Source organism: Syntrophobacterales bacterium, assembly GCA_019429105.1.
Taxonomy (GTDB): Bacteria; Desulfobacterota; Syntrophia; order Syntrophales; family UBA5619; genus DYTH01.
In genome coordinates this window covers 12,972-25,002 of record JAHYJE010000029.1, presented here as the reverse complement: position 1 = coordinate 25,002, position 12,031 = coordinate 12,972, and the positions used below count along the sequence as shown (strand labels likewise).

10 protein-coding genes are annotated in these 12,031 nt (G+C 53.5%); all 10 read right to left on the bottom strand.

Annotated elements, in window-relative coordinates; translation table 11 throughout:
• Window positions 1-8: 8 nt before the first annotated feature.
• A complete protein-coding gene (locus K0B01_10600; protein MBW6486583.1) occupies window positions 9-575 on the bottom strand; it encodes an HD domain-containing protein in 567 nt (188 codons plus the stop codon).
• A gap of 344 nt (window positions 576-919) precedes the next feature.
• Complete coding sequence (locus K0B01_10595) at window positions 920-2,782, bottom strand: aldehyde ferredoxin oxidoreductase family protein (GenBank protein ID MBW6486582.1); 1,863 nt, start codon at window positions 2,780-2,782, stop codon at window positions 920-922.
• Between the two features lie 15 nt (window positions 2,783-2,797).
• Complete coding sequence (locus tag K0B01_10590) at window positions 2,798-3,823, bottom strand: PEP/pyruvate-binding domain-containing protein (protein ID MBW6486581.1); 1,026 nt, start codon at window positions 3,821-3,823, stop codon at window positions 2,798-2,800.
• A 72-nt stretch (window positions 3,824-3,895) separates the two neighbouring features.
• The gene (locus tag K0B01_10585) at window positions 3,896-4,552 is read right to left on the bottom strand and encodes a hypothetical protein (GenBank protein ID MBW6486580.1); all 657 of its coding nucleotides are present in this window, start codon (window positions 4,550-4,552) and stop codon (window positions 3,896-3,898) included.
• 80 nt (window positions 4,553-4,632) lie between these two features.
• Window positions 4,633-6,315 (bottom strand): hypothetical protein, encoded by a 1,683-nt coding sequence (locus K0B01_10580; GenBank protein ID MBW6486579.1) that lies wholly within the window; start codon window positions 6,313-6,315, stop codon window positions 4,633-4,635.
• Window positions 6,316-6,421: 106 nt separating this feature from the next.
• Entirely contained in the window at window positions 6,422-7,183 is a 762-nt protein-coding gene (locus K0B01_10575) for a 3-oxoacyl-ACP reductase FabG (GenBank protein ID MBW6486578.1), read from the bottom strand.
• A 4-nt stretch (window positions 7,184-7,187) separates the two neighbouring features.
• Window positions 7,188-8,066 carry a DUF89 family protein gene (locus K0B01_10570; protein ID MBW6486577.1) on the bottom strand — a complete coding sequence of 293 codons (879 nt, stop codon included), beginning with the start codon at window positions 8,064-8,066 and terminating at the stop codon, window positions 7,188-7,190.
• A 30-nt stretch (window positions 8,067-8,096) separates the two neighbouring features.
• The gene (locus K0B01_10565; protein ID MBW6486576.1) at window positions 8,097-9,779 is read right to left on the bottom strand and encodes an NAD(P)/FAD-dependent oxidoreductase; all 1,683 of its coding nucleotides are present in this window, start codon (window positions 9,777-9,779) and stop codon (window positions 8,097-8,099) included.
• Between the two features lie 38 nt (window positions 9,780-9,817).
• Window positions 9,818-10,225, bottom strand: a complete 408-nt coding sequence (locus tag K0B01_10560) for a hypothetical protein (GenBank protein ID MBW6486575.1) — start codon at window positions 10,223-10,225, stop codon at window positions 9,818-9,820.
• A 12-nt stretch (window positions 10,226-10,237) separates the two neighbouring features.
• Window positions 10,238-11,878 carry an NAD(P)/FAD-dependent oxidoreductase gene (locus K0B01_10555; GenBank protein MBW6486574.1) on the bottom strand — a complete coding sequence of 547 codons (1,641 nt, stop codon included), beginning with the start codon at window positions 11,876-11,878 and terminating at the stop codon, window positions 10,238-10,240.
• Window positions 11,879-12,031: the final 153 nt, after the last annotated feature.

Genomic DNA, 12,031 nt, shown 5'->3' with positions numbered 1-12,031 from the left:
TCCGGATTTTAATGCCTCTGCTGTCTAAACCGGGCAAGCGCTTCCTGGGCGAGCTTTTTCCCGGTCTCGGTGAAAAACCACTTTTCAATCTGCTGCTCCAGCCAATTGGCATGATTGGTTATTTTTATTTGAAAACGGTTGGCGTCAATTTCCATCCCGCTTTTATCAAAACGAAACAGCTTATCGGCATCCTTGACGATCTTGTCGCTGGCGGAAAGGGCTGTAGAACGGGTGTCATGACCTTCAATGATGGCAATAATTTCTACAGACTTCTTGGGTTCATACGCGATTGCCAGTAAAATGTCCCGGGCGAGTTTTGCCCCTGCAATCTCGTGCAGACGGGTCAACGCCGGATCAGAGTTGGGCCCGAATGCCTTCAAGTGCAGCTCTTCGGGTACCTGACTCCAGCCGATATCATGGCAGATTACCGCTGGTATGATTATCGAGGGATCGCCAGGTTCGCTCTCCAGCAAGCGACAGGCCGAACGATAAACAATCTCGGTGTGAATGTCGTTTCTCCGGACATTCAAATAAGGCTGGGCAAGTTTAAAAATATGGGTGTAATCAGCGTGCATCCTTACTCCTGACTATTTATACATTATTTCAATACATTAGAGCCAATTGCAAAACTCTCACATTCTGTCATTCCCGCAATGATTTTAAGCGGGAAAACGAAGTTTAATGTTCATAATCTGGTTCTAACTGCTTGAAAAACCGTATTCCCGATAGAAGCATTGTGTACATTAAGCTCCGCTTTCGGGAATGACAAATAGTTTTGCAATTGGCTCATTATTTATCGATAATTTCGCGAACAAGATCGCCCGCGCTGTTTCCTTTGAGAACGAAGGCAAATTCCGTGGCGCCGAAGGCCTCTTGAGCGCCCGCCACGACGATGAATCTGAGATTTTATCTGCATTGATTACTTGCGAAAACTTTCCATCTCCGATGCCAAGTCCGCAAGGCCTAATTCCTTCAGCTTTTCCGCGGTCGGGATGCCATTTTTATCATATCCCATGAAATCATAATACTCGTCGAGGAGATTGTCCATCTTTCTGATGACCGCGCCTGTTGAGGGGCCGGCATTCTTCAAGGGTTCCTTGAACATCCTATCCGGAAGCGTATCGTCCTTTCTGCTGAATCCCTCCCGAACATTAAAGCATCTTTCCAGGCAGACAATCCGCTCGCCAAATTTGTCCATATTTTTGGGTTCTGCCAGGTCGCTCCGGCCGGTAGCGCTGACATAAAGATCGCAAATAAGCTGTTGCGTAACATTGGTATCGGCAAAATTGCAGAGGATGCCCGTTTCTTCCACTGCCTTTTTTATCTGGTTCCAGCCCGCGATATCTCCCTTGCCGTCATCGGCAAGACGGTCTATTTCCCGGGGCTGCATGAACCCGGAGATTTCCTGGCGGGCATAGCCGTACATATGGCTGCCGCCAATGTTCGAAACGGCGTATCCGAGGCCGTGCGCCTTGGCCGCCCGCGGTTCGTATCCGGGCAATTCCAGGCCTTTGGCGGTCATGGCATAGTATTCTGCGCCTTTTCCTATCAGTTGACCGGCTTTCCTTGTTCCTTCAGCCAGGATATTGCCTATGCCTTCGCGACTGGCCACTTTTTCGATGAGCTGAAAGAGCGCCCTATGGTCGCCCCACTCCGGTTTCAGGCCATCCAATTCCTCAGAGCTTAATATTCCTTTTTCGTAGAGTTCCATGACAAAGCCGGCAACCACCCCCATGCTGATAGTGTCTATTCCCAGGCGATCACAGAGGGCATCGGCCGCGATGATAGCCCCGGGGTCGGTGTTGGCGATTTCTCCACCGAAGGAGAAGACAGTTTCGTACTCCGGCCCTTCGCTTTGTGCTCCTTTGTAGGGACCTTCCGCAGCCTTGAAGATGTTGCCGCACCGAGTTGTGCAGGCATAGCAGCCATAGTCGCCAGTTTTCAGCTTTTGGAATGCCTCCGCGCCGATCTTTTCCACTCCGGGCAGACCGCCCTCCTGAAAGTTCCTGACCGGAAAAATGCCAAGCGCGTGCATTTTTGACGTCATAAAGGTGGTGCCGTAGGCGGTCATTTTCTTGCGTCGGTCATGGGTTTTAAGAATTTCGTTATGTTCCTGCACGAGCTTCAGGAAGGTTTCCCGGTCCTGGAGCGCCGGAGCAGCGCCGCCGGAGGTATTGATGGCGACGGCCTTTAAATTCTTTGACCCCATCACTGCGCCGACGCCGCCGCGGGCCGCGGCCCTTTTCTCATGGATGATCGCGGCAAATTTTACGAGGTTTTCGCCTGCCGGTCCAATGCAGGCAATGCGGGTATTGCTTTTGCCGGATTTGTCCCAGATTCGCTCCTGCGTGGCAGCGGTATCGAGACCCCACAGACCGTCGGCATCGAGGAATTCAGCCCCTTCTTTACTCAAATGGACATAGGTTGGACGGTCGGCCCGGCCGTGAATCGCAATAAATTCGTACCCGCAAGTCTTGATGGCAGCGCCGAATTTCCCGCCGCACACCGAGCGGATATAGGCGCCGGTAAGCGGGCTCCTGGCAGCCGCAATCCAGCGGGAGAAGCCGGGAGCGCTGGTTCCGCCAAGAATTCCCGGCAGAAACAGGAGGATATTGTCAGGACTGAGGGGGTCCGTATGGGGGGAAAGATGCCTATAGAGGTACTCTATCCCGAAACCGCGACCGCCCAGAAAGTCGCGAACCACCTCCGGATCAAGCGGCGCTTCGACGGCTTCCCTTTTTGATAGATCAAGCTTCAGAAACCTGTTTTGATAAACGGTCATTTTTTATTCCTTATCTCAGTCGAACATTCCTACCATCAGATTGATTATATAGTCAACATCTTTGGATTTATCGGCTTTGGTAAACTTCGCCGGCCGGGCCTGAACCCAGAAGATGTTTTCCGGAAAGGGGAGATTTTTATCAATTACCCATTCCATATCCTGGGGCATCCCAAAATGCTTTTCGACAGAGAGGGCGATTTCGGCGAGCGCGAGCAGTTCGTCATCATTGAGGCAGGGTTTTTCCTGCAATTCTTCCGGCACCTGGGAGTAAACGGTGCCGGAGGCTTCCCTAATCACCATTCCCTGCTTGCGGCAAACGTGACGGCCGGTGATCTGCATATTCTCTTTTTCCAGGGTGAAGGAATCGGGGGTGATCTCGCCGCTGACGACGCTCTCTCCGAGGCCCCAGTTGCCCTCAATTATCACCTGGGTGGTGTCGCCCGTAGTGGGCAATACGGTCAGGACAACGCCGGCCGCTTTCGCATCGACCAGCATCATTACCGCCACTCCGATCGGCGCCCACTCCACAGGGAGATTTCTTTCGATCCGGTACATCATGGCGCGCACCGTGTAGGCGCTGCTCCAGACCTTCTTTATATATTCAATGACATTGTCATCGCCGCTGATATTGAGATACGTATCCATCTGTCCGGGCATGCTGACGATGCCGCTGGAGCGGACCGCCACCGGCAGATCGGCTCGGCCCACCTTTTTGCAGAGCTCCCGGTAATAATCCACTATTTCCTTCCTCATCGACTCCGGCATGGCAGTGGATTCAATGAGGCGCTGAACCACGCGGCTTTCTTCCTGACAGACCTCCACCTTTTTCAGGATTTCCCGGCGCGGTTCGATGCGCTCCCTGATCTGGCCGGCAAGGCCCGTAAGATTCATGAAGGCCTCGAATCCCTGCACCGAGATGGCAAAACCGTAGGGCACTCTCATGCCGAGTTTGCTCATTTCGCCCAGGTTGGCGCATTTTTTCCCCACCAGGTCGTTGAATTCCATCCCCAGTTCTTCAAAACGGTAAAGCCACTGTTCCATTTTCCAGTCTCCTCATGCATTAGTAGCTTATGCGCTTATGAGATGATTTTGATAAACAAAAAAATTCATAAGTTACAGTGATTTTGTAATTCCGCTCAGTAGATAGGCCATCTCCACTCTGCCTGTCGGCGCCAGAATTCTGCTGCTGTAGTCTTTTGCAAAATTGGCCAGCAGACGACGTCTTAGCCGGCGGTACTCATCCGTCATCATTGCTTGCGCAACCTCCACCAGATTGGTGGTCAGCCCTTCCAGGATCAGGCGAAGGGTGTTGCCGATGATGACCTGCCACTCTGCCTGGACCCGGATGCCTACTTTTGCCAGCATCGGCAGATATTCATTCTTCAGGAAGTCCGTGTATGCGGCTTCCGTGCCTCGAACGAGCTTGAAGTACTGGTTAAACCGCCACGTTCCGAGAGCCAGGCCGTAATTGGCCATATCCACGCGGCCCGTATCCTTGAGAACGGCATTGCTGTAATTGGCAACATAGTTGTTCAGCTCTTTGGTTACTTCAATAAATTCCTCTCTCTGCCAGGCCATCTGCATGCTCAAAAAATCATCGGCCATTGCCGCGGAGGTGATCCGCGGGCCGGATCCCAGAATGACATGGAATCCGCCAATGATGTTGAGACCCACCTTCGCCATGGCAGGCAGATGTTTCCGCAAAATAAAAGTCGAGTAATCATCCTCCTTGCCCTTGATGATTTCCCATTGCTGAACAAACAGAAACATAAATCACCTCCCCATGAAATCAGCGGCATTTGGAGACAGATTAAAATCTGCCTCCAAATGCCAACGGCTGCCAAGCGAGTTTAACGAAGTATTACTACCGTCCCTAAATTGGCATCTACTTTTATTCGCTGTCCTGATTTGATCTTCGTTGTTCCCTCGAAGACGTTCATGACCACGGGGATGCCGTATTCCCTGCCCACGATGGCGGCGTGGGAGAGGCTGCCGCCCCGGTCCACCACTACCCCCTTGATCATTCCGAAGATGGGGGTCCAGGCCGGCGATGTGCTGACCGCAACAAGAATGTCTCCGGGCTGGATGCTTGCCAGATCCTCTTCCTTGAAGACAACCCTCGCAATGCCTTCGGCCACGCCGCCGGAACCGCATGTTCCGATGAGGTCGGCCTTGAGTTCCGGCCGGGCCTCCGGCATGGTGCCCACGACCACTTTGAGGGCGATCGGATCCATCGATTTGACCATTACCTCCATGGCCTGCGCCATGCTGAAATCACTCTTTAAAATTACCGGAGGATTGCCGTCCTTGTTCCACTGGTCCCATTCGGCCCGGCGCCGCTCAACGAGAGGCTTGAGGTTGAACTGCCCCGGGTTTAGCCCTGCCTTGCGAACTTCATCGGGTATGAGGAAGAAGATGTCGTCGCGGTCGGCAATGGTTCCTGCGGCTGCAAAACGCCTGCCCAGATCAATGCAGGTCTTGCGCAGCAGGGAGTGGGTTTCCTGATCGAGATAATGGTTGTGCTCTTCGCTGAAGCGGCTGCAGTTCTGAGCAATTTTCATCAGCGTGGAAAACCACCCCCGCTGTTCGGCGGAAACCCTGCTCAGCATCTCCGCCTCTGTTTTTTTGCGCTCCGCTTCGAGCTCCAACCGCTTCTTGCCGAGGTCGAACTTCTCCCCCGCCTTCAGGTAAACGGCAACCTTGTCGAAGGCCTGGGGCAGATCTTCCGCCCACGTGGGCAGACAGATCTCTGCCATTCGTTCCATTCGCCAGCCGGCCTTCGCGTCAATGAATGCCACAAATTCTTTAACAAATTCACGGCCTTGATCGGTTTCCCGGAGTTTAGCTTCCCAATCTTTGGGCGCCGTCGCCTGCAGGGTTGCTTCCATGCCAATTTCCCGCAATTTCTGGGCGTAATCGCACAGAGCCAGATCGACGCGGAAACTCTCATTGTCGAAGCCGCTCATCAGTTTCTGAAAATCAGGATGGGTGTCGTCGATGTTCAGCAGATGCTTGCAGAGCTTTTCAAAGAGCACGAAGGGCATGTAGGTGCCGTACATCATATACATGTGAATTTCCCACATCCTGCGGCACGTGGCGATTGCATATTCAAAATTTTCCAGGAGCTCTATCTGGGTTGCTGTTTCACCGTCCACCGCCTTGATTTTTCGGTACCGAACGAACAGCTCTTCCAGCAAACCGGTCCAGAGCTTGTCGTAGTCCTCCACAAAAGGCCGGATTGCCTGCTGGAACTTCACCTCCCGGGCCTTCTTTTCTTCCTCCGAGCCCACCAATAACAGAGTAAGGTAAGCGCCGCCATTTTTAAAACGCCAGTCCCAGCCGTGTACGGTGGGAAGCTGGAGAGTTTCTGCGCCATACTGCATCCCGTGGCGGCAGAAATTGATCCATAACCACCCGAACATCGGAGTCCAGGGCGGCACCGAGTGGGTGCCATCCAGAAACCAGACCGGCGACTGGTCCAGGTCGGTTTTCTCATCAAACTCCAATCCTGGTACGCAATCATACATCTTCATCTTAAGTTCCCTCCTTAATTAATGCTGTGATTGCCGGTGACAGACTTTAAATTTGTCACCAAACTTTGTTGATTGCCGGAGATAGAAAATTCTGCCCCCGACCCCTTTAGTGCATGGCCCTTCCGCCATCCACAAGTATAATTTCCCCTGTTATGAAATCGGCGTCATCGGAAGCCAGAAAAAGTACCGTCCCGACAATGTCTTCAGCCTTTCCGAGTCGCCGGAGGGGCGTTTTCGATATGTCATATTTCGCCACATCCGCGATCGTGCGGCTCGCCTCTGTGTCAGTAAAGCCCGGCGCTACGGCGTTTACCGTAATGTTGTTCGGTCCCAGCTCGGCGGCCAAAGCCCTGGTCAGTCCCACGACCCCGCCCTTGGAGGCGACGTAATGGGCAAAACCATTTGACCCCGTGAAGAATACCTCGGAGCCAAGGTTGATGATTTTGCCTTTGCCCTGCGTCTTCATGCTGGGAAACACCGTCCGGGCACAAATCCAGGGCCCCTTGACGTTGATGTCCATCATCATGTCCCACTCTTCCGGCGATATTTGATCGAAGGGCTTTCGCTCTACGCCAAAATAGTAGGCGGCATTATTGACCAAAACATCGATCCTGCCGAATCTCTTGACAGTTTCATCAGCTACTTTCTGCATCTCTTCAAGTTTGGTAACGTCAGCCAGAAAAAAGATGCATTCCGCGCCCCTGGCGGTTGCTTCTTCAGCCGCTTTTTTGAGCCCATCAAGGTCTTTTCTGGTTACGAGGACAAGTTTGGCGCCTTCGTCGGCAAACCTCAACGCGAAGGCCTTGCCCAGCCCCTTGCCCGCTCCTGTGATTATAACAACCTTGTCCTCAAGTCTTTTCTGCTGCATGCTGTCAGCTCCTTGCGTCAAGTTTGACGACAAATTTACCCTCACTGATTTCCATATCCCTGGCGATCGCCGCGCACTTGATTTTCAAAAGAAACAACGCCGATTTTCCTTGTGTTTCACCGCGCAGGGCTTCGTAATTTCCGGTTCCCTTGGAAATTACGAGATCGCTCTTGCGAAAGGCCAGGTTGGCGGCCGACTTGCCCTTTCCGGGAACAAAAACCTTTTTCACTGTCACTATTCGGTCGGCTGTGCGGTTCAGGTCGAAAAATTCTGCATCTGCAGGGGTCGCATCCTCGAAATAGGCCGGTTCCTTGACGACCACAGTCACATCTTTTCCCATATTTTTGAGCTGAGCCACAAGAAGGGCGTCAAACCCTATTTCTCCTGCGTTATCTGTTACATAGAATACGTAATTAGACTGGGTCGCGGCCTTGAAGCCATCGCCGATAAAAACGGGGAGGGGGCCTTTGCCCGTCATGAGCGCCAGCGCCTCGGGAAAAGAAAATGCTTTTCCTCCTGCCGGTGCGCCCATTGGTGAAACATTTCCCGTGGCGGCGAGCGAGCAGGCCCTTTGAAATTTTCCGCGCGGCGTTCTCGCCTGATTTACATAGGCTGCGGCCTGCGGCAGCAGACCCGCGACATAACCATTTGTTTCCCGCTTGATTGCACTCCAGAAATCTGATTCCGGGGGAACAAATTCATAAATCAAATCCGCCGCCTGATTGCACAGAGCTCCCACATTGGCTGATTCTGTCATCTCGCGGGCAAGGAGATGGACAATATTTTTGAACAGCGGCGGGATGTCTTCATTGTTGTTTGAGGCTATTGCCCGCTCATAAACCCACTCCAAAAGGCATAACCCGCATTTGATGTCCGGTTTCATGCTCTCTTCCTCTTTCTTGTCCTCCGACTGCTACCAACCGCGCTCTTCCCAGGGCCGGTATTTAAGCCCCAAATCCTGGGCAATTACCTTATAGCAGTTGTAGCTGCTGCCGCGCCCGATCCCGTGGGCGGAATGCGCCGCCGACGAACAGAGGTAGTAATTTTTGACTGGCATGCGGTATCCCGATATCTCCGGAAAGGGTCTCATTCTTCCCAAACACTCGTAGTTGGCATCGAGCGCCCCCCAACCCCCCTGGGGCATGCAGAGATTCCGGTTGACCACGTCGTCCGGTGTGGCAATCCAGGCGGAAATGAAGTTGTCCATCGTTACATTGGGGGCATATTTCGCCCACTCTTTCACCATGCGGGTTTCAATTTCCCGCTTCATTCTCAGCCATTCCCGTTCCGAAAAATTTCTCCAGGGACAGGTGAATTCCTCCACAAGGGCGGCGAATCTCCCAGCCGGGGCGCGGGTCTTGTCCCACTGCACGTCCGGCGCTACAAGGAGATACAACTGGTCGGCGATTCCCTTCTCCCAGCGCTCCTTCTGATAGCGGCCACTCAGAAAATAGTCGGGATCGGCCTTGCCAAAGTACAAACGGGGGACCATGCCCAATTCCGGGTTCATGGGGTAAACGGGGGCCTCCATCAGGGCAATGTTTCCCCACATCAACTGCGTTCTTTCATAGCCCGTATCCTCTAAGGTCGGAGGTTTTACCTTCAGCTTCTGCGCCTTTTCCCAAAGCTCATCGGGTGTCCACTCCTTGCCCACGGCCTCCAGAGTGAGCTCAACGCTCAAATCACTCACGACGATGTCGGCCAGCACCCGGTCGCCATTTTTCAATTCGATTCCGTAGGCCTTGTTGTTATCTACAAGGACTTTTTTTACTTCGTTGAGAACGAAGAATTCGCCCCCGTACTGCTGGAAAGCCCGCAGGAGTGCATGGGTGATGCTGTGCGTTCCCCCGGTGACGATTGCCGCGGCATCCATCGAGAGGATGAGGCCCAGGGCATGCACATGCCAGTAAGGGCCCGGTCGATCGCAGGGCATCAGGCCGTTTGAGGTCTGCATGGCGCGCATGTAAAAGGTCTGCATCTCGGGACTCTTGAACATCCGCGTGGCGATCTCGCCCACTGTTCCCATGCAAAGGTCGCGATCCAGGCCGCTTTTCGGATCGTCAAACAGCGCTTCCAGCGGATCTGGTCCGTTCCCCCATTCACCGGGGCCCGTATAACGGTAAAGACCGAACGCCTTTTTCCATTTGTTTTTGAAGTTTTGGATGATCTGCTCGACCGTGTTGGCGTCGTCCTGGTTGATCTTGGCGATTTCCTTGATCGTGTAGTCGGCGGCCGCCTGCGAGAATTCAGAGCGGCCCGTGAGCGGATCGACGACCGGAAAGATCGTTTTCCCCATAATATAGTTGCCGTCGGGATAGATCCAAGCCTCGTTGTTTTCCGGAAACAGATAAACCAGGCCGTAATCGCGCAAATTGAAATCGGAATAGGCGGGATTTGTATAAAATCTGGTAAAGTGGGCGCAGACATTCTGGATAAAACCCGGAAGCGGCAGCTCTTCGCCGCAGGCGCCGCCGCCCATCTCGTGCCATCTTTCAAACATCGCCGTCTTGAGGCCGGCCCGCTGCAGGTAACACGCGATTATGGTTGCGTGATGCCCGCCGCCGACGATAACTGCATCGTACTTTTTATCTGGCATAATAACCTCCCTGTGCCTTTATAATTATTTATGATTGATCACTTTTTCCTTGCGGGAATGGGCCTTGGGCCAATCGGCGCCGGACCGGAAACTGCCTTCGCCGGAGCGGCCGCAAGCGGTGGTAAAACATCCGCACTCGGCGTTTTCGCCTGCGCCGGTTCAGCATGCTTTGGCCCGCTGCTGAAAAGAAACTTCAGGCATTTCAACATAAGTGACGGACTTGTAAAGATTATTCCGAGCATTTCCCGCAAATCCGGCGGGTCTATGAAGGCCCGCACCGTCCAATGAACGGGATTCGTTATTTCCACCTCCACGAGGAGTCGCGTTGGTTCACTGGCGCCTTTGGGGGCGGCCTCCAGGGTTGAAGGAACTACATCGGTGGTCACGATCCTCGCTATTCTTCCCGACAGCAATGTCCTCCCCAAACCGGTTGATCTTATAAACATGGCTCTCTCCTTTCAAAACAGTCCGAGGTCTCTGGCCTCTTTGACGCCGCGCGGTTCGGGCCACCATTTTTTGATACCCAGGTCCTCGGCGATCTTCTCGGCGGCGTTGAAGCCCGGCCCGTAGGTAATCATTCCGCCCGAATGGGTGGACGCCCCGCCAATGTAAAGATTCTTGATCGGCGTGTCATGCTGGCTGCAGAATTCGTTCGGTCGGAAATAGCCCATCTGCAGGGGGAGGTAGGCGCCCTGTTTGAAACAGCCCTGCTTCATGTCGGGGAATTTGTTTTCCGTGTCCAAAGGTGTGCCGATGTAATCCCAGACGATCGTATCCTGGTTCATGTTCGGCGCGTACCTGCCCAGAATGGCCTTGCAGCGTTCCGCATAGGTTCTTCTCATCCTGTTCCAGGCCAGCGGGCCGCCGTCTTTCAGGTTGTAGGGAGCGCACTCCAGCGAAATGAGGCCGATGTGCTTGACGAAACTGTCGGCATGGCGATGCATGCGGATCGGATCGTGAATGGACGGGAAGCAGCAGTTGAAGCCGCCGTCGTGGAGTTCTCCGCGCTTGGAAGCCTCAAAGTGGTCAATCAGATCCTGTTCGCTTTCGTAGCCCACGACGTAGATCAGGGCGCTTTCGAGTTCCGGATGCTGATCGAAAATCTTGAAGTGCGGTCTTTCCGTGAGCGCCAGATGGACGGTGAAGAAGCTCATGTCCGAATATTTCCACTGGTCCAGCCGGGTAATCAATTCCGGTTCGAGATGTTCCTTCCCCACGTAGTCATAGAAGGTCTGATGGGGGTTGAGGGTGCTGCAAACGAATTTCTTGGCCTTGATGATTGTGCCGTCTGCAAGTTCCACCCCTTTGGCCTCGTTGTTTTCGATGACGATCTTTTTGATGACGCAGCCGCTGATTACCCGGCTGCCATTTTCGGAGATGTACTTTCCCATCAGATGGGCCACATGATGGGAACCCATGTGACTCAAACGGAAATGCCATCCCCGGTTGATCATCAGGGGCACCAGATAACCCAGCCCCTCGAGGTCGTAATCGAGCCCCCACATGGTGGCCAGATAGAGGAAAAACGCTCGCACCTTGTCGTTCTCGAACCAGGAATCAACAATCTGCCGGGGCGTATAGCCGGTAAGCTCATCATCCCACTGAGTCGCCGGATGTTTTTCCAGCTTTGCCGCCTGCTCCAGGCTCGGCAAGGGGTTTACATAGCTTGCCGGCGCCAAAAAGACATCCATCGCTTCATCGGAAATGCTGGCGAAGTTGAGGAACGATTCGGCATCCTTTTCCGAAAACTTGCGGATGGACTCGGCCGATTTTTCCGGATCGCTGTACAGGGCGAGGTAAGTGCCGTCCTGAAAGGGCATGACAACCTGCAGTTCCGGGTAGATCCACTTCAGGTCATACCTTGTTTCCAGCTCGAAGTCCCTCAGGGGCGGCGCGTACTCGCACATCATGTGGTAGATGGCGTGGCTGTCCACCAGCATGCCCGGAAGGAGCAGGTTTTCTGTCGCCAATCCGCCGCCTATTTCATATCTTCTTTCCAGAACGGCAACCTTCAAGCCCGCCTTGGCAAGATATCCCGCCGCAGTGAGTCCATTGGGACCCGCGCCGATGATAATCCCGTCAAATTCCAATTCCCTCATTGTCTTGCCTCCTTACTTTTCAATTACAATTTTCGCCGATTAAAAGCTGACGCACCCGTCAACAGGTGATTTTCGATTGGCCATACCGACCTTGCCTCGCAAAACGAAGTGTAATGTCCACGGACTTCAATCGCCATGTTTCCCGGCTGTCGC

Excerpts from the sequence above, each read along its gene's own strand:
- K0B01_10590 (MBW6486581.1), bottom strand. The coding sequence starts at position 3,823 with ATGGAACAGTGGCTTTACCGTTTTGAAGAACTGGGGATGGAATTCAAC.
- K0B01_10585 (MBW6486580.1), bottom strand. The coding sequence starts at position 4,552 with ATGTTTCTGTTTGTTCAGCAATGGGAAATCATCAAGGGCAAGGAGGAT.
- K0B01_10580 (MBW6486579.1), bottom strand. The coding sequence starts at position 6,315 with ATGAAGATGTATGATTGCGTACCAGGATTGGAGTTTGATGAGAAAACC.
- K0B01_10560 (MBW6486575.1), bottom strand. The coding sequence starts at position 10,225 with ATGTTTATAAGATCAACCGGTTTGGGGAGGACATTGCTGTCGGGAAGA.
- K0B01_10600 (MBW6486583.1), bottom strand. The coding sequence starts at position 575 with ATGCACGCTGATTACACCCATATTTTTAAACTTGCCCAGCCTTATTTG.
- K0B01_10570 (MBW6486577.1), bottom strand. The coding sequence starts at position 8,066 with ATGAAACCGGACATCAAATGCGGGTTATGCCTTTTGGAGTGGGTTTAT.
- K0B01_10555 (MBW6486574.1), bottom strand. The coding sequence starts at position 11,878 with ATGAGGGAATTGGAATTTGACGGGATTATCATCGGCGCGGGTCCCAAT.
- K0B01_10575 (MBW6486578.1), bottom strand. The coding sequence starts at position 7,183 with ATGCAGCAGAAAAGACTTGAGGACAAGGTTGTTATAATCACAGGAGCG.
- K0B01_10595 (MBW6486582.1), bottom strand. The coding sequence starts at position 2,782 with ATGACCGTTTATCAAAACAGGTTTCTGAAGCTTGATCTATCAAAAAGG.
- K0B01_10565 (MBW6486576.1), bottom strand. The coding sequence starts at position 9,779 with ATGCCAGATAAAAAGTACGATGCAGTTATCGTCGGCGGCGGGCATCAC.